At 69.4% G+C, this 18,360-nt stretch carries 7 protein-coding genes; 3 read left to right on the top strand and 4 right to left on the bottom strand.

Annotated features, from left to right (window positions below; all coding sequences use genetic code 11):
- The 3 genes from ABZT02_RS42225 to glgB form a co-directional block, all read left to right on the top strand.
- Positions 1-570, top strand: a 570-nt coding sequence (locus tag ABZT02_RS42225; protein ID WP_356027890.1) for an alpha-glucosidase C-terminal domain-containing protein, incomplete at its 5' end; no start/stop codon positions are given.
- 95 nt (positions 571-665) lie between these two features.
- Positions 666-2,054 carry a maltokinase gene (locus tag ABZT02_RS42220; protein WP_356027888.1) on the top strand — a complete coding sequence of 463 codons (1,389 nt, stop codon included), beginning with the start codon at positions 666-668 and terminating at the stop codon, positions 2,052-2,054.
- A gap of 34 nt (positions 2,055-2,088) precedes the next feature.
- Entirely contained in the window at positions 2,089-4,791 is a 2,703-nt protein-coding gene (glgB, locus tag ABZT02_RS42215) for a 1,4-alpha-glucan branching enzyme (RefSeq protein WP_356027886.1), read from the top strand.
- A gap of 39 nt (positions 4,792-4,830) precedes the next feature.
- On the opposite strand, the gene ABZT02_RS42210 is transcribed toward glgB, so the two are convergent.
- The 4 genes from ABZT02_RS42210 to ABZT02_RS42195 all read right to left on the bottom strand — a co-directional run bounded on the left by ABZT02_RS42210 (position 4,831) and on the right by ABZT02_RS42195 (position 18,335).
- Positions 4,831-5,184 carry a hypothetical protein gene (locus tag ABZT02_RS42210; protein ID WP_356027884.1) on the bottom strand — a complete coding sequence of 118 codons (354 nt, stop codon included), beginning with the start codon at positions 5,182-5,184 and terminating at the stop codon, positions 4,831-4,833.
- 70 nt (positions 5,185-5,254) lie between these two features.
- On the bottom strand, positions 5,255-12,124 hold the full coding sequence (locus ABZT02_RS42205; RefSeq protein ID WP_356027882.1) for a polymorphic toxin-type HINT domain-containing protein: 6,870 nt from the start codon (positions 12,122-12,124) through the stop codon (positions 5,255-5,257).
- A gap of 64 nt (positions 12,125-12,188) precedes the next feature.
- Positions 12,189-16,601 carry a LamG-like jellyroll fold domain-containing protein gene (locus ABZT02_RS42200; RefSeq protein WP_356027880.1) on the bottom strand — a complete coding sequence of 1,471 codons (4,413 nt, stop codon included), beginning with the start codon at positions 16,599-16,601 and terminating at the stop codon, positions 12,189-12,191.
- 318 nt (positions 16,602-16,919) lie between these two features.
- A complete protein-coding gene (locus tag ABZT02_RS42195) occupies positions 16,920-18,335 on the bottom strand; it encodes a cytochrome (RefSeq protein ID WP_356027878.1) in 1,416 nt (471 codons plus the stop codon).
- Positions 18,336-18,360: the final 25 nt, after the last annotated feature.

Genomic DNA, 18,360 nt, shown 5'->3' with positions numbered 1-18,360 from the left:
CTGTTCACCGCCCTGCTGCTGTCCCTGCCCGGCTCGCCGATCCTCTACTACGGCGACGAGATCGGCATGGGCGACAACATCTGGCTCGGCGACCGGGACGCCGTCCGCACCCCGATGCAGTGGACACCGGACCGTAACGCGGGATTTTCCTCCTGTGACCCCGGGCGGCTCTATCTGCCGACCATCATGGACCCGGTCCACGGCTATCAGGTCACCAACGTCGAGGCGTCGATGGCGTCGCCTTCGTCGTTGCTGCACTGGACCCGCCGGATGATCGAGATCCGCAAGCAGAACGCCGCCTTCGGCCTCGGCTCGTACACCGAGCTCCCGTCGTCGAACCCGGCGGTGATCGCGTTCCTGAGGGAGTACGAGGACGACCTGGTCCTGTGCGTGCACAACTTCTCCCGGTTCGCGCAGCCGACGGAGCTGGACCTGAGCGCCTTCAGCGGACGGCACCCGGTCGAGCTGTTCGGCGGGGTGCGGTTCCCGGCCATCGGTGAGCTGCCCTACTTGCTGACGCTCGGCGGGCACGGGTTCTACTGGTTCCGGCTCCGCAAGGACGCCGCGTAGCCGACGAGGATCGGGCGGGGCGGTTTCCACCGCTCCGCCCGGGGCACGCATCAGTAGCACCCCGACCAGCCAGCCCGGGGAAAGGACGCCACGCCATGTCGGAAGCCGTCACCCGTACCGCCACGACAAGTCCAGGCCTCCTCGCCTCGCTCGACCCACTCCTGCGCGAGTGGCTGCCACGGCAGCGCTGGTTCGCGGGCAAGGGGCGCCCGGTCACCGGGTTCTCCCTGGTGGCGGTCACCGAGCTGCTGCCGCCCACCGCGAAGCTCGGCCTGTACCACCTGCTGGTCCGCGCTCACCAGCCGCTCACCCTGGGCGGTCCGCCGCACCCCGGAGACTGCTACCAGCTCCTCATAGGCGTGCGCGAGGCGCTGCCGCCCCGGCTGGCGCCCGCGCTGATCGGCCATGTCGAGGAGGGGCCGCTCACCGGCCGTACCGCGTACGACGCCCTCCACGACCCACTGCCCGCCGAACTGCTCCTGGAGGCCATCCGCTCCGGGACCCGGATCGGCGGGCTCTGTTTCGAGCGGGACCCGCACCAGGAGATCCGGGAGGGTCTGGTGGCCCGGGTGATGACCGCAGAGCAGTCGAACTCGTCGATCGTCTACGGAGATACGTTCATCCTGAAACTCCTGCGCCGCGTCGTGCCCGGCGTCAACCCCGACCTGGAGCTGCCGCTGGCGCTGGCCCGCGAGGGCTGTCCCCGGGTGCCCGCCCCGACGGGGTGGCTGCGGGCGGAGCTGGCGGGAGAGCCGTACACCCTCGGCGTGCTCCAGCCCTTCGTGCAGGGCGCGTCGGACGGCTGGGAGCTGGCCCTGCGGGAACTCGCCAAGGGCGAGGACTTCAGCGCGGAGGCACACGCTCTCGGGCGGGCCACCGCCGAGGTGCACACCGCGCTCGCCCGGGCACTACCGACCGTGACACTCGGCCACCAGCAGTTGCACCTGCTGGTCGACGGCATGATCGAGCGGCTGGAGGCGGCCGTGCAGGCGGTCCCCGCGCTGCGGCCCCACGAGCCCGGCCTGCGCTCCGCGTTCACCGCGCTGGGCGACCTCGCCGCCGAGGGCAGTACCTGGACCGCGCAGCGCATCCACGGCGACCTCCACCTCGGCCAGTGTCTGCGCTCGGCCGCCGGGCACTGGTCGCTGATCGACTTCGAGGGCGAGCCGTCCAAGCCGCTCTCCGAACGCCGGCTGCCGCAGCCCACGGCCCGGGACGTCGCCGGGATGCTGCGCTCCTTCGACTACGCGGCACACTCGACCGACCTGCCGGTACCGGGCTGGACCGAGGCGTGCCGGGCCGCGTACTGCTCCGGATACGCCGAGGTCAGCGGCGTGGACCCGCGGACCGATCCGGTGCTGCTGCGCGCCTACGAGATCGACAAGGCGATCTACGAGGTCGTCTACGAGGCCCGGCACCGCCCGGACTGGCTGCAGGTGCCGATGGCCGCGGTGGCGCGGTACGCGTCGACCGACCTGATCTGACCCGACCTGACCTTCGCCCGAGGAGGCTCCGCCAGTGACCCCCCGCCCCACCCCCAGCGGTTCGGACCCGAAGAAGACCGCGAAGAAGAAGGTCGCGGAGAAGGCAGTGACCAAGAAGGCCTCGGCGAAGAAGGCGGAGCCGGTGGCCAGGAAGGCGACCGCGAAGAAGGCGGGCGCCGGGAAGACGACTGTCGGCACGGCTGCTGCCGAAACGGTTCGTGCCGTGAAGGCCGGTGCCGAGAAGGTCGGCGCCGAAGCCGCCGAAGCCGTGGAAGCCGTCGTCAAGAGGGGCGGCGCCAAAAAGGCCGTGGCCGAGAAGACCGGTGCCGGGAAGGCCGTCGCCAAGAAGGCATTGGTCAGGGAGGCGGGCGTCGACAAGCCTGTCGTGAAGAAGGCTGCCGCCAGGAAGGGTGCGGTGAAGAAGGTGACCGCCAAGAAGGTGACCGCCAAGAAGACCGGGGCGCAGAAGCCGGCCGGGGAGACCCCCGTGGCGGAACCGGTAGCGGTCCCGGTCTCCGCACCGGACGCGTCCGCCCCGGTCCCGGCCGCATCGCCGGAGGTACCCGCCGGCGACCGGGAGCGGCTGCTCTCCGGTACCCACCACGACCCGCACGGGGTGCTCGGCGCACACGCGGTCTCCGGCGGGGTGGCCTTCCGGGTGTTCCGCCCGTACGCCCTGGGTGTCACGGTCGTGGCCGGAGACGTGCGGGCCGAACTGCACGACGACGGCGACGGTTTCTTCTCCACCCTGCTGCCGATGCCGGAGATCCCCTCCTACCGCCTGCTCGTGGCGTACGAGGAGTCGGTCCAGGAGACCGAGGACGCTTACGCCTTCCTGCCCGCGCTCGGCGACCTCGACCTGCATCTGCTCGGTGAGGGCCGGCACGAGCAGCTGTGGACGGCGCTGGGCGCGCAGCCCATGACCCACCAGGGCGTGACGGGAACCCGCTTCACCGTGTGGGCGCCGAACGCGCGCGGTGTGCGGGTGGCCGGCACCTTCAACTTCTGGGATCCTTCGGCGTTCGCGATGCGCTCGCTAGGCTCGACCGGGGTGTGGGAGCTGTTCGTGCCCGGGGTCGGCGAGGGCGAGCTGTACAAGTTCGAGATCACCCGCCCCGACGGCTCCAAGACCCTGCGCGCGGACCCGCTGGCCCGCCGCACGGAGGTCCCGCCCAACACCTCCTCGATCATCCACGCCTCGCACCACGAGTGGGGGGACGGGGAATGGCTGGCCCGCCGTGCGGAGGGCGCCCCCGCGCACGAGGCCCCCTTCTCGGTCTACGAGATCCATCTCCCGTCCTGGCGACCGGGCCTGACGTACCGTCAGCTCGCGGAGCAACTGCCCGCCTACGTCAAGGACCTGGGCTTCACCCACGTCGAGCTGATGCCGGTCGCCGAGCACCCCTTCGGCGGCTCCTGGGGCTACCAGGTCACCGGCTTCTACGCGCCCACGGCCCGTCTGGGCACCCCCGACGACTTCAAGTACCTCGTCGACGCGCTCCACCAGGCCGGCATCGGCGTACTGATGGACTGGGTGCCTGCCCATTTCCCGCGCGACGACTGGGCGCTCGCCGAGTTCGACGGCCGCACCCTGTACGAACACGAGGATCCGCTGCGTGCGGCCCACCCGGACTGGGGCACGCTGGAGTTCGACTACGGCCGCCGGGAGGTCCGCAACTTCCTGGTGGCGAACGCCGTGTACTGGTGCGAGGAGTTCCACATCGACGGCCTGCGGGTCGACGCGGTCGCCTCGATGCTCTACCTCGACTACTCGCGCGAGCCGGGCCAGTGGGTCCCGAACGTGCACGGCGGCCGGGAGAACCTGGACGCGGTGGACTTCCTCCAGGAGATGAACGCGACGGTGTACCGGCGGGTCCCGGGCGTGGTGACGATCGCGGAGGAGTCCACGGCCTGGGACGGCGTGACCCGCGCGACGCACCACATGGGCCCGGGGGGCTTCGGCGGGCTCGGCTTCGGCCTGAAGTGGAACATGGGCTGGATGCACGACTCGCTGGACTACATGGCCCACGAGCCCGTGCACCGCAAGTACCACCACCACGAGATGACGTTCTCGATGGTGTACGCGTACAGCGAGAACTACGTCCTGCCGATCTCCCACGACGAGGTCGTCCACGGCAAGCGCTCACTGGTGTCGAAGATGCCGGGCGACTGGTGGCAGCAGCGGGCCAACCTCCGCGCCTACCTGGCCTTCATGTGGGCGCATCCCGGCAAGCAACTCCTCTTCATGGGCCAGGAGTTCGCCCAGGGCGCGGAGTGGTCGGAGGCGCACGGGCCCGACTGGTGGCTCCTCGACCCGGCGTACGGGGCCGAGGCCGATCACCGGGGCGTCCGCGACCTGGTCCGCGACCTGAACGTCGTCTACCGCCACACCCCGGCCCTCTGGCAGCGCGACACGGACCCCTCGGGGTTCCAGTGGATCGTGGGCGACGCGTCCGAGGACAACGTCTTCGCCTTCCTCCGCTACGACGCGGACGGCTCGCCCCTCCTGTCGGTCTCCAACCTCTCCCCGGTGGTCCGCCCCACCTACCGCCTGGGCGCCCCGGACGACGTGCCGGCCTGGCTGGAGACCCTGAACACGGACACGGCGAGGTACGGAGGCGGTGACATCACCAACCCGGACGTCGTGAAACCGGACCCCACCCCCTGGCACGGCCGCCCGGCCAGCATCCAGCTCACGCTGCCGCCGCTGGCAACGGTGTGGCTGCGGCCGGCCTGAACCGCGACGCCGCAGCGGACCCGCGAGGGTCCGCTGCGCTCACGACGGCGAGAATCCAGAGCTCTCGTCCCACCGGACGCCGTCCCACTCCTCCAGGACGTAGGCCATGATCCGGTCGTTGACCACCGGATCGGTCGTCCCGCTGAGTGTGGTGGTCATCATCAGGTCCCGGCCCCGGAGAACCTCCGGGGCCAGCACGGCAGCGGCGTCCTCCAGGTAGATCTCCAGGATCTCCCCGCCCACGCTGACTTGGACGTACTGCTCGAGTTCCGGTTCCCCGGGGCGCCGGATCCGCAGCCGGGTCGCGGCCCAGCCCTCGCCTTCCTTGACCTCACCCCGGGAGACGTCCTCGTCCTCGGCCTCCAGATGGGTCAGCAGCTCCCCCAGTGCCACCAGATGGGAACGTCCTCCCGAACGGCCCAGGGCGCCGCATTCAAACGCCATCGCTGCTCACCGTGGTACCTCATTCCGCGTCGAAGACATAAGTGACGCTTATACCATATTTCTTTTCCAGGTAGGCGTCCTTCTTCGCCTGGAGTTTGTCCTTCTTGACATTGCCGGACTTTGTTTCGACGTAGTGGGTGACGTCGCCATTCGAGTCCAGCAGGCCGATGTCATAGATCCGATCACCATAGGGAGTATCGAATGTCAGTAGGTCCCGGTTCTCCGCATCGGTGACCACGCTCAGGCCCCGCTGTCGCATGGAGTCCGCGATGTGGTCCCGGTAGGCGTCGCCGACGAGTTCGTTCAGCTTCACCTGGGAGATACCGAGCAGCCTGCACAGATTCGCGTCGTCGTTGTGGACCAGGACCGGCACACCGCCCACAAGCACGTAGTACGTGTGCAGTTCCGTGACGGTGAGGTTGTACATCTCGGTGACGCCCGGACGGACCGCCACGCCGGCCACGACCGCGTGCCCGTCGTCGGAGGTGTTCAGGGTGTGCCCGGGAACAAGCCGCCCGGCCGCGACCCAGGCGTGCAGGGTGTCGTCCCAGAAGGGGTGGCCGAAGGTGGTGTGGAGGGTCTGCGCACCCCCCTTGCCGTGACTGATGCGGATGTCGACCAGATCGTTGTCACGGTGGACGAGCCGCGCCGTGACGGCGCGGGTTCCGCGGTGCTTTCCGTCTGCCGGATCGGCGGCCTCGACCTCGTCGCCGAGTTCGACCTTCCCTATGGGTTTGGTTCTGCCACCCTTGAGGAGCACCTTGGTCGACGGCGTGAAGCTGCACGTCCTCTTGGCATCCCTGGTCAGTGCCCGGATGAAGCGGGCGCCTCCTATCTCGACCGCTCCCGCGTCATAGGTCGAGACCGCTTCCCCGAGTACGTCGCACTCGTCTTCGTTGCCCTTGACGCAGCGCACCCAGGGGACGAGCACGGTCATGTCTCCCAGTGCCGACAGCATCTCCTTGCCCAACTGCTTGTCGGCGTCTATCTCCGCCTGCGTATAGCAGACGTCGAACTTCGGGTTCGGGTCGATCGGGTTGCCGAAGCACTGGTTGGGGTTGAAGAAGTAGTCGTAGACCTGCTTGATCTTCTTCTTCTGGTCCTTGGTCAGGCCCGGGCTCTTGGTGGTCTTCGAGGTCTTCTTGGAGGAGCCGTGGTCGGGGACGCCGTCGCCGTTCTTGTCGTTCTTGGGGCAGGGGGTGTCGTCGCCCCAGCCGCCGCAAGCGAGGTGGAGCCCCGTGGGGTCGCTGAAGGTGACGGGGCTGCTGTTGGAGTAGGTGTAGGCGTTGAGCTGCTGAGGGTCCGTGGGATCGAGGACCGGGTCGACGGAGAGGAAGCGGCCGGTGTCGGGGTCGTAGTCGCGGGCGCCCAGATGCACCAGGCCGGTGCTCGCGTCCGCCGTGCCGCCGACGTAGCCCTTGTCCCCCGGCCAGCTCGTCGGTGCCGTGCCCCGGGCCGTGCCGAAGGGGGTGGAGCGGCGCTGCTGGAGGGTGCCGGCGGCCGCGTCGACGGCGAGCTGAGAGGTGCCGTTCTGATCGCCGAACAGGAAGGAGAGCTTGTTGTCGCTGGTGCGGATGGCCTGGTTGCCGCCGCCGAGGTCGTAGTAGCGGGTGGCCTTGGCCGCGGTGGCGTCCTTGGCCAGCGTGAGCTCGGTGCTGCCGAGGAAGAGCGTGGCGTCGGCGTCCGTGCGGGTGATCAGCCGGTTTCCGTCGGCGTCGTAGACGTAGGAGGTGGTCGCGGTGCCGCCGCTGGCGTTGGGCTTGGTCACCTTGATCAGGTGGCCCTCGGCGTCCCACTCCAGGACCTGCTGGTCGCCACCGATGGTGCGCGTGTGGGTGTTGCCGGCCGCGTCATAGCCGTAGCTGTTACGGGAGATGCCAGAGGGGCCGGTGGTGTCGATCTGGGTGACGCCGTGCGGGCGCGCGGTGCCGGCGGCCGGGTAGGCGTAGGTGCGGCCGATGTCCTTGGCGGTGTCACCGCTGACGTCGTGCTGGGTGTCGGTGAGGCGGTTGCCTGCGGGGTCGTAGGTGTACGAGAGCCAGTACGGCGCGGGTCCGCCCAGTACCGAGGACGAGGCGGTGGTGGCGCAGCCGGTGGTGTTCTGCGCCCACGCCTCGGTGAGCCGGCCCAGGTAGTCGTAGGTGAAGCACTGGTTGTCGGTGCCGTCCCGGGAGACGTCGGCGACCGCGGTGATGTCGCCGGCCTCGTCGTAGGTGTACGTGGCCGACTTGTCGGTGCCGGAGACGCCGTCGCGGGTGACAGCGGAGTTGTGCAGTCGCTGCGTGCCCCACTCGTAGCTGTTGTCGACATTGGTCTTGATGCCGCCGACCGCCTGGTACGTGTACTGGAGCGGCTTTCCGGTGTAGCTGTAGACGGCGTTCGTGAGGTAGGTGGCGCCGCTGCTCGCCCCGATGGTCTTCACCCGCAGCGCGTCGTCGTAGCCCGGGGTGATGGTCTCCGCGGCGAGTCCACCCGCGGCCGGGTAGCTCGTCGACTGGACGGTGCCGTCCACGTTGTACTGGACGTTCGTCTGGTAGGACCCGGCGAGTGCCTTCTCCGAGGTCGGGATGGTGACCGTGGTCCGGTGGGGACGGTACAGGGTGTCGTAGAGGCTGTAGGTGGTGGTGTAGGCGGAGCCGCTCGCGCCACCGACGTAGCGGGTGGCGGAGGCCAGTTGGCCCTCGAAACCGCTCGGGTCCCAGACATGCTTGGTCAGCAAGGGGCCCGTGGCGTCGCCGTCGTGGGTCTCCAGCTCGCGGCCGAGGTCGTCGTAGAGGTGGGTGACCTTCTTCTGGTTCGCGTCCAGGGTGTAGGTCAGCTGCCCCCGGTCGTCGTACGTGGACGTGGTGGTGCCCTTGTCCGGGTCGGTGGCCTTGATCTGGTTGCCGCGCTGGTCGTACTGGTACGTCCATGCGTTGCCGACCGGGTCGGTGAGCTTGGTCAGCTTGCCCGCCGGGCTGTACTCGTAGAGCGTCTTGTCGGTGCTGCCGGCCGGGGTGGGACCGTGGTACTGCCACAGCTCGGTGGTGTTGCCGCGGGCGTCGGTGACCTTGGTGGTGGGGGTGGCGCCCTTGGGCGGGGTGACGGTGGTGCGGTCGCCGCCGTAGGCGGTGGTCGTCGTGGCCAGGATCGCGCCGTTGTCACCGTTGCCGGCCATCTGCTGGGACTTGGTGACCCGGCCGAGACCGTCGTAGGTGTTCCAGGTCTGGGTCTCCACACCCAGCGCGTCGTTCGGGACGAGTAGGTCCGAGGACGGGGCGGCGGTGTTGTAGTACTGCGCGAACTGCTTGGCGGTCAGGCCGCGTTCGTCGTAGAGCGTGTCGGTGAGCAGACGGCCGCCGTTCGGGCCGGGGGCCTGGGTCTGGCGCTCGCGCAGAAAGCCGTCGTAGAGCGTGTACGACGTCTTACGGCCGGTGCCGTACAGGGTGGTGGTGCCGACCGCGGCGGGCTTGCCGTCGGTGACCGTGTACGAGAACTCGTAGTTGGGGGTGTCGTTGTTCGCCTGCACACGGTTCGGCAGCCAGACCTTCAGGGTGCGGCCGAGCGCGTCGTAGGTGGTGTCGGTGCGCTTGTTGTTGGTGTCGAGGACCGTGGTGGGCAGGCCGCGGACCGGGTCGTAGGTCGTCGTGCTGGTCTGTGCGGTGGACGCGGTGCCCGCGGTGGCGGGCGGGGTGGTCACCGTGGAGCTGGTCGGGAAGCCGGTCGTCGGGTTGTAGACGGTGGTGGTGGTACGGCCGTCGGTGCGGACCGTGCGGACGGGCGCGGTGGTCTCGGTCGCCTTGACCGTCGCCGTGATGTCCGTGGCGGTGGCCTGGCGTCCGTAGGTGTCGAAGGTCGCGCTCGCCTCCAGGTAGGTGCCGGTGGCGCCGTCATGGCTCAGCAGGGAGGCGGTGCGGGTGGCGTCGCCCTTGGTGGGGGCCACGCCGTAGTTCTGGCCGTCGTAGGCGGAGCGTACGTCGGAGATGACGTCCTTGGTGCGGTCGGGGGTGTCGGCGCACTTGACAGCGACCGTCTCCGCCCGGGACGGCTTGGTCAGGATCCAGTCGGTGGTGTTGTCGACGTAGGTCGTGCGGGTGCACTGGTTGTCCTTCGAGGTGGTCTCGTCCCCGAAGTCGTCGCTCTGCACGACTCGCCCGGCCGTGTTCTCGAAGGTGTTGGTCTTGTAGGTCGTACGCCACTTGCCGCCCGCCCCGTCGTCCAGGGAGGTCCAGGTGCGGGTCGAGGCGGTGCCGGTCAGATTGGCCGTGGTGGTGCCCCAGACACGGACGCGGGACGCCGTCTGGTGGTGCCAGGGCGTACTGACGGTCTTCTCCAGGACCTTGCCGCCGGGACCGCTGTAGCGCTCCGTCTTGTACTCGAAGCCGGCCACCGGGTCGTCGTCGGTGATGGTGCCGCCGTTGTCGTCGGAGACGGAGGCCGACTTGGTGCCGCCGGAGGGCGCCGCCCGGTCGCCGTCCATGCCGCGCAGGAACCAGTGGTCGGTCTGCGACTTCATGCCGACCGGGTCCTGACCGCCGCTCTGTACCCGGACATGGCCGTAGCCGCGCCAGCTGGACCAGGTCTTGTACTTCTCCTTGGTCAGCCCGTCATCGTCGTCGTAGTGCCAGGCCGCCCCGTCGAGATAGCTGTAGCGGGTGACCATCTCCGGGGACGCCTTGGTGCGGTCGACCTGGCTGACGGAGTCGACGACGTACTTGTTGAACCACTGCAGGCTCGGGTCCGCGTCTCCCTCCTTGGTGAAGTACACCGGGAAGCAGCGCGTGGTGTTGGTCTGCGGGGTCGGCAGGTTCGCGGCGTCACAGGTGGCCGTCGAGTACTGCACGGCGAGTTCGCCGCCGGACTCGTCGGAGATGCCGGACAGACGTTCCTTGATGAAGGGGGAAGTGTCGTCGCCCTCGATGTCGAGCCGGTTGGCGCGCTGGTCGTAGTCGAAGGTGACCTTGGGCAGGGTGATCTCGGGACTCGCGGACTTGCCGGTGTGCTGGATCGAGGTCAGCAGCAGCTGGTAGTCGATGTCCGCCATGCCCCACCGGTGGTCGAGAGTCCAGTTGTCGACGGGGGTGTACGTGCCGTCGGACTTGAGGACCTGCGTGGTGACCCCGGTCAGCCGCTTGCGGGTCCAGAAGCTCGGTGAGTACGACTTGGTGCAGTCCGCGCCGGACTTGCAGTTCAGATCCCACGGGGTGTCGTACCAGTAGAACGACTTGTCGTCGATCGTGTCCGCCGCGCAGGTCACCCCTGTCTCGGGCAGGCAGCGCTCGGCGGAGGTGAACTGGACCTTGGCGAGGGCCTTCGCGGAGTAGTTGGAGGTGCTGCGCAGGCCGTAGTCGATGTGGTCCAGGTAACCGCCGCGGTCGTAGACCGTCTCGTCGGCCGGCTTCAGGTCGCGCGCGTAGTAGTTGGTCTCCTTGTTGTAGTAGTACGCGATCGTGTTGCCGTGGGTGTCGACGGCGTAGTCGAGATTCCAGCGCCAGCCCTGCTGGCACCAGGACCCGGCGAACGTGGAGGCGTGGCAGGGCTCACCGTCGTCGTCGCCGAACACCGGGACGTTCCAGGTGGAGTTGGTCTCGGCGTTGCCGGAGGCCCAGCCCGGGAGCCGGTTGTAGCCGAAGTAGTAGCGGATGCCGTCGGTGGTGGTGATGCGCCAGTACTCGTCGCTGTGTGCGCCGTTGGACCGGACGTCGCTCGTGGAGCCGTAGATCCGGTCGACCTTGGTGCCGTCGTCGCCCTTGATCCGGAAGGTGTTGGTGCCGGTCGCGATCAGCTCGCCGGAGTGGCCGTTGAACGACAGCGTGGCGTTGTCGTACGCCCAGCACACGTCGCCCGGCTTCGTGCCGTCGGCGTTCTTCACCCCGTCGTCGGCGCAGGACTTGTAGCTGCGTTCGATGGATCCCGGCCACAGGTTGAAGCCGTCACCGGCCCAGGAGGACTGGTTGTTGGTGTTCGCGGTGCGGCCGTCGATGCCGCCCGAGGAGTAGGCGAGGCTCACCGTCGGCGCGAAGGCGCCCGGCACGCCTGGCACCGGCATGTCGTACGACCAGGAGAAGTCACCGGTGTTCAGGTCGGTCTGCCAGGACGAGGAGGCGGAGAGCTGGCTGGCCGTGTAGTCGCCGTGGTCGCTGGAGCCACCTGAGGTGGCGGCCAACAGCATGGGGGCGGCGATCGTGGCCGAGTCGGCGCTGCCCTTCGCGGTCTTCACGCTCTTCGCCGGCATGGTCAGGGTGTCGGCGGTGAGCGTCTGCGCTTTCGTGTCGTTGTGGGTGACGACCGGTGTCACCTTCGTGCAGGCGGGGTCGGCCGGGCGGGTCTCCGCACAGGCCGGGAGGCGCACCAGCCTCAGCCGGGCGGCGTAGGCACCGCCGTAGGCCTGCGCGAACTTCGCGTAGTCCACGCTGACGCCGACCGTGTCGCCCTCGGCGCCCTGCTGCGGGGCGACGGAGAAGAGCAGGCCGTCGACACCGGCGCGCTCGGCCGTCTTCTGGTCGAGGACACGCACGGTGGCGGGACCGGTGAGCGGGCTGGTGTGCGCGCTCTTCGCCGAACGGGACGGCGCCCCGGGTGCGGTGAGGGAGACCGGCAGGCTCCCGGCCCGTACGGTCCCCTTCGCCACCTCGACCGTGGCCGAACCCGCCGCGGCCCAGCTGTGCCGGGGCTTGGTCGTCGGCACCCGCGGCTCGCCGTCGCTCCTTCGCGCGCGGGGCGTCACGCCGTGGCCGGTCAGCGGTTTCTCCGCGCTCGGCACCCGGTGGGTGTCGGCGGCCTCGGCCAGGGGGGCGGCCGTGGCCTGGAGGATCGCCCCCACCAGGACGGCGGGGACGAGGAGGGCGACTCGGCGCCGCAGTCCACTCGCCATCATCCGTGCTCGCATCACGATCGCTTCGTCCCTCATTCCTCACGCCATGCCTGCGTCATGGCTGACGTACGCGAAGTCACTACGGGGTACGGGGCCGCGGTCAGGGCCCGGCGGTGGTGTCCAGGTCGGCACCACCGGCGAGGGCGGCGATCTGGCTGTCGGTGGCCGCGCCCTGAAGCACCCACACGTCGTCGATGGCGCCGCTCCAGTACTCGCCCCAAGTGCTCGCGCCGGTCTTCAACCGCCCGAGCTGAAGCCCCTTGCCGGCGGCGAAGGGCAGGACCGCGGTGTTCCACGACACCTCTTCGGTGCACGTGGGATCGTCGGGCACCCCGTCGTCGTCGTTGTCGACGCATGACCTGACCTGTGTCTGGCCGTCGACGTAGAGGTTCATCCGGCCGGCGAAGGCGTCGTAGACGACCAGGATGTGGTTCCAGGACGTGTTGTTCTCGAAGTTGCTGTGCTCCGCCGTGGCCGTGGTGGCGGTCGCGCTGTCCGCATTGGCCATCACCAGCTGCCAGCGGCCCGCGTGCGCCGGGTCCTTCGCGTCCGGTACGTAGCGCACCGCGAATCCGTTGGTGGTGGTCCCGGCCATGCTCATCACCGTGACCGCCTTGGTCGGCCTGCTGGGCGCGGTCACCCAGGCGGACACCGTGAAGCTCTTGCTGGTGTCGACGGGTGAAGTCCCGGTGGCGGCATAGCCGTTGGCAGTGCCGTTCAGCGTCAGGTCGCCGGTGCCGACCATGTTGGTGAAGCTGGTGTCGTCGATCGCCGCTCCGCTGCCCAGGGTGAGCGGGTGCGTGGTGTGGTCCTCGCGGACCAGGTCGTCGGCCGAGCTGCCCGAGGAGGCGGCGTCGAGCCTCCAGCGGCCCTCCACCGTGGCCGTGCTGTCGAACATCGCAGCGATCTCGGAGGCGGACAGCGCACGGTCGTAGAGCTGCACGTCCGAGATCTGTCCGGGGAAGAAGCTGCTCGGCGTACCGCTGAAGCGGCTGGCGCCGATCATCACGGGGCCGCCCGCGTAGAAGGGCGCGGTGACCTTCGTGGTCGCCACCCACTTGCCCTGGACGTACAGCCGCAGGTCGTCGGTGACGGCGTCGTAGGAGCCCACGACGTACGTCCACTCACCTCCCGGGGCCAGCGCCGGATCACCTTGCGCGGCCCGGAGGGGGGTGCCGCTGGTGGTGTCGGAGGAGTACTGGTTGAAGGTCCAGCCGTAGGTCGGCGAGTAGTACAGCTCGAAGCCCGGCATCACGCTGCCCTCCTGGGCCGCGATGACCGCTCCGTGTGTGGGTTTGGTCTTGGAGAGCTTGGCCCAGGCACCGACGGAGAAGCTCTGCTGGTTGTTGAGGTGCGGTCCGGCGGTGGCGGCGTAGTCGTCGACGCCGTCCAGGCTCAGCGCGGTGCCGGCGCGACCGGCCTGGCCGAGCTTCGCTCCCCCGCTGAGCACCGCCGGGTTGACGTCCGCGCGGCCCGTGACCTGGGTGGTGGCGTAGCCGTCGGTGTCGGTGGCCGGGTCGTCGAGCGGGAAGACCGCGCGGGCCGGGCGGCCGTTGCCGATGTTCCCGCTGCTGTAGAGATCGCTCACCTCGGTCGCGGACAGGGGCTTCTCGTAGATCCGGACGTCGTCGACGGTGCCGGGGAAGTAGTTGGTCACCGTGCCGCGCAGATTGGCGGCGCCGATCTGGAGACCGCGCCGGGCATCCCAGGGAGTGGAGTACGACGCCGTGCCGGCGAGCGTGCCGTTGACGTACAGGGACAGCTGCTTCGCGCCGAGCCCGAAGACGCCGACCAGGTGCACCCACTCGCCCGCCTTGACCCCTCCGGCCGAGGACTGCATGGCGCGGACCGGGGTGGCCGTGGCGGTGTCCGCCGTGTACTGGTCGAAGACCCAGCGGTCGTAGGTCTTGGAGTAGTACAGCTCGAAGCCCGGTGCGTCGTTGCCCGGCTGGGTGGCGATCACGGCTGCGTCGTCGGGCATCTTGTCGAGCTTCACCCAGGTGGCCACGGAGAAGCTGACCGAGGTGTCCACGGTGGGGATGTCGGAGACGAGGTAGTCGTCGACGCCGTCGAAGTCGACCGCGCCGCCCTTCTTGCCCTGGGCGCCCAGCGTCGGGTTGCCTTCCACGTCGAGGGTGCGGGTGCCGGCGGTGCCCTCGGCCTGAGTGGCGGTGGACGTCTCGTCGAGCTTCCACTCGGCGCGCACCGGCTGGCCCTGCTTCACGCGGAAGGCGTAGTTGGTGGGTTCGCTGACCCGCCCGGCGGAGTCGACGGCCTGGACGTTCAGGAGGTTGGTGCCGGAGCGGGTGGGGCGGAAGCTCACCGTGCGGGCCGCGCCACCGGTGGTGGTGACCACGTTGTCGGAGGACGCGTCCTCGTTGATGCCGTACCAGTACTTCACGACGTCCGTGTCCGGGCTGTCGAGCGTGAAGGTTCCGTAGCGGCCGACGCCGTCGTAGACGGGGTCGTTGGGGTCGGGGTCGTTCTTGGCCGGGTAGTCGCCGGAGGTGACCGTCGGTCCGACGGGGATGGAGGTGTCCCAGACGAAGTAGCAGCTCGTCGCCGATCCCGAGGCAGACCACGGCGAGGCGCTGTAGTACTTGCCCTCGTCGTAGTCCCAGGTCCGGGCGGCCCAGGCCACCGTCTTGTTCTTCGGGATCTTCTTGCCGTTGGAGAGGGTCTCGGTGAGCGTGGTGCTGAAGTCCTTGCCGGAGGCGCGGGGGGTCAGCCGGGCCGAGGTCCACTGGGCCTTGATGCCCCCGCCGGTGTCCCACAGCAGCTGGAACTGCACACTGACCTGATCGCCGTCGGGGTCCTTGACGTCGTTCGCCGAGATCTGCGGCAGCGAGCGGATGGAGACCTGGTTCGCCGGGGTCCGGCAGGTGCCGCCGGGTGACATGGAGAGCTGGCTCATCGCGAGCTGTTTGGGCGGCTGGTTGTACTTGACGCGCAGGTAGGCGTCGTCGGAGAACCGCTTCCAGCCGTACTTGTCGTCCTCGTTCGCCGCCCGCAGGCCGAAGGAGGTGTACGCCGAGTCGTGGGCGGAGGCGTACTTCACGCCCGCCGTCGCGTCGAACTCCACGTCACCGCCGGGGCAGGAGGAGCTGTTGCCCTTGGCGACGTCCTTGGAGTCGAGCTCGTCCAGCCAGTTGTCGGACGAGCTGTTCCAGGTCGTGTTCGAGTCGAAGGACTTGGTCCGCCACAACTGGACAACACGCCCGTCGCACGATCCGGACCAGGTCTCGTGTCCCACGAAGGTCGCGCTCAGGATCGACTTCCCAGCGAACTTCGACGTGGGGAACTTGTAGAACAGCCGCTTCACGTCGTACGGCGCACAGTAGTCCCAGCCGCAGTAGCCGACGCCCGCGTCCGAGTCGCCGTTGAACCGCCACTGGGGCGAGGACGCCCAGTAGCGCGAGACCATCGTCCATTCGCCGGCCTTGGGCGTGTACGTCTGCGGGTCGATGTAGACCGGGAACGTGGTGTCCTTGCCGGTCAACAACGCGTGGTCAGGGGTCAGTTGGAGCTCACCGCCGTCGGAGGCGACGTCCACCCCGATGGGGGCGACCCGGGCGGCGTCGCCGGGCCCCTCCGCCATGGCGGCTTCCGCCGAGGCCTTCGCGACGGTCGCGGCACCGGCTGTGCCGTCCGTGGTCGCACGGCTCTTCAGAGCGGGCGCCGTGGTGGTGGCTGAGGCAACCGTGGGTGAGGCAACGGCGGGCGACGCGGCGCCGGTACCGGCCGTGGCCGACTTCCGTGTGGAGTCCCACATCACCGGCTGCCCGGCCTGGAACACCACTCCGCCGGCGCTCTCGTCGACGGCCTCCAGGCCGCCGGAGTTCGAGGTCCGCAGATCCAGTCCCGGTGAGTCGACGCCCAGTCGCAACTCCGCGAGGGCCGGGTTCTTCGCCGCCTCGGGGGTGTTGACGACCAGCACCTCGGAGAAGCCGTCCGTGACGGCACGCAGCTTGAGGTCGACCTCCGGCAGCACATCCGGATAGATGGCCGTGTCCCCGTCAAGGGTCGGCGCGGGTAGCGCGGTCGGCCAGGTGAACGACAGTTTCCGTCCGGCTCGTTCGAGCGTGACCAGCGGATCTCTGCCGCCGCCGGAGAAAGCGAGGCCGACCGCGGTCGCGTTCGGCGCCACGAGGCCGTCGGAGCGCCGGGCGAGGGTCTCGTCGATCCCCTTCCACTCTCCGCCGACCCGGGTGCGAACCGGCTTGAGGTGCTGCACCTCCTCGAACTGCCCGTCCGGGGTGGCGTACACCTCGCTCGACTCCGTGCGCAACGAGGTGATCTCGACCTTGGCGCCGCCCGAGGTGGCCGCTTCCGCGGCTGCGGCGGGCGTGGCCGCGGTCCTCGCGCTGTGCCTGCCGGCGCCGACGGCGGTCGAGCGATGCGCGGCCTGCGCCTGGCTGCCGGTCCCCGTCGACGGCACCACACTCGCCACGACGGCCGCCGCGATCACGGCGATCACCGATCTGCCGCACCGCCGTTCCCGAGACACACTCATGTCCCCCGCCCCCTCCGCCCTCACAGCGTCCCCACGTCGGGGTCATATGAAGTTCAAAATCGGACGGGACCTTAACCTGCTCTTACTTGCGCACGTCAAGAGCGGTCCATGAAACCTCGTGACCATTCCATTAGGTAAAGCGAGGACCTCCGGATACCCACCCGACAGGTCGGTCCGAGGCGGTCTGACACTCACTCACCGTTTTCGTCCTGGGTGTAGATCAGGGCATAAAGGAGGGGTAGCGCGGCCGGCGCAGGCCGCCTCGTCCTCGGCGTCGCGGCCGCCAACCCGTGCCTCATTACCGGGATTTTGGATCCTTTACGGAAGGATCCGGTCTGCTTCCTTACCTCCGGGCATGAGTCGCCGAAGCACCGAGAGCAGCCGTCGGGCGTGTCCGTCGGCGGTCGGTGCGGCGGATGGTCCGGCCGGCTTCGGTCGCCGCGCCGACAGCGTCCCCGCCCGCAGTTCGTAGCGCACCGGCAGCAGTCTGAGGCCCCGCACCACCGGCCCCGACCGCCACGGCAACTGATCCGGCGGCAGGGTCAACTCCGCGCGGACGAAGTGATCCAGCACCCTCCCCACCGCGGTCGCCACGATCATCCCGCCCAACTCCCGTGCGGCACTGGGACACTGGTGCGGTCCCGCGCCCCACCCCAGGTGGGCCCGTGTGGACACCGTCGACCCCACCAGGTGCGAGGAACCGATCGCCAGCAGGTCTCGATGGGCGGCCGCGGCCGACGGGGACACCGCGTCCCCCGCCCGCACCCACGCCTCCCCCAGCCGCACGTCCCGCGCCGCGAACCGGAAGCACATGTTGGCCACCGGGGGATTCGCCAGCGCCGCCCGGTTGACCGTTTCTCCCAGCTGACCCGCCGAAAGGCTGCGCCGGACCGTGGCGTTGCCGCGCAACACCTCCAGCAGCGTGTTGAGCACCATGTTCCCGGTGATGTCGTTCAGGTACACGGCGTTCATGAACAGCTCCCGTCCGAGCTGCTCGTCGCTCAGCCCCGGGTCCGCGAGCAGCATGTAGGACGTGAGGTCGTCACCCGGCCGGGCCCTGCGATGCGCGGCGAGACGGGTGAAGGCTCCCAGTGCGCGCGCCGTCGCCGGCCCCGAGTCGGGCCCTCCGTCCAGCATCCGCCACAGGTCCATGACCAGCTCGTCGCCCAACTCCACGGGACAGCCGAACAACTTGGTCGTGACCATCAGCAGCAAGGGCCGCGTGTACTGCGCCCCGAGATCGGCGAAGCCCACCGACCCGGACTCGGCGGCCAGCATCCCGACCAGCTCGTCGGCGTACCGCGCGACAGCCGCCCGCAGTGCCCACCCCTCCGGACTCCGCGCGTCCTGGAAGGGGCCCAGGGCCGAGTGATGGGTGCGCCGGGCCCCCAGATGCTCCTCGTCGTCCATGAACATCATCTGCCGTACCTCGTAACCGGCCAGCAGCGGCCAGTCCCGCGGCAGCCGCCCCTCGGCCCGCGCCCGCCAGTACCGGACGTCCCGCCGCCACATGTCCTCGTTCCGAAGCACCTCGGTGACCTCGGTGTACCCGAGCACCAGCCATACCGGCACCCCCATCAGACCTACCGGCGCGACCGGTCCGTAGGTGCTGCGCAGCCGTTCGTACACCGCGCCGGGGTCGACGTCGAACTCGGCGGTGAGCAGCGGCTCGACGGGCAGCGACCCGAGCGTGGGGCCGCCGCCCTGCGGGGTCGCGTGCGATTGGGCTTCCATACCGCACACGCTTACCGCACCGGCC

This window comes from Streptomyces sp. NPDC005402 (assembly GCF_040606575.1).
Classification (GTDB): Bacteria; Actinomycetota; Actinomycetes; order Streptomycetales; family Streptomycetaceae; genus Streptomyces.
Note: the sequence above shows the minus strand (reverse complement) of the source record. Positions and strands in the feature narration are given on the sequence as shown.

Coding starts and splice junctions, on each gene's coding strand:
- ABZT02_RS42220 (WP_356027888.1), top strand. CDS start 666: ATGTCGGAAGCCGTCACCCGTACCGCCACGACAAGTCCAGGCCTCCTC.
- ABZT02_RS42205 (WP_356027882.1), bottom strand. CDS start 12,124: ATGAGGGACGAAGCGATCGTGATGCGAGCACGGATGATGGCGAGTGGA.
- ABZT02_RS42195 (WP_356027878.1), bottom strand. CDS start 18,335: ATGGAAGCCCAATCGCACGCGACCCCGCAGGGCGGCGGCCCCACGCTC.
- ABZT02_RS42200 (WP_356027880.1), bottom strand. CDS start 16,601: ATGAGTGTGTCTCGGGAACGGCGGTGCGGCAGATCGGTGATCGCCGTG.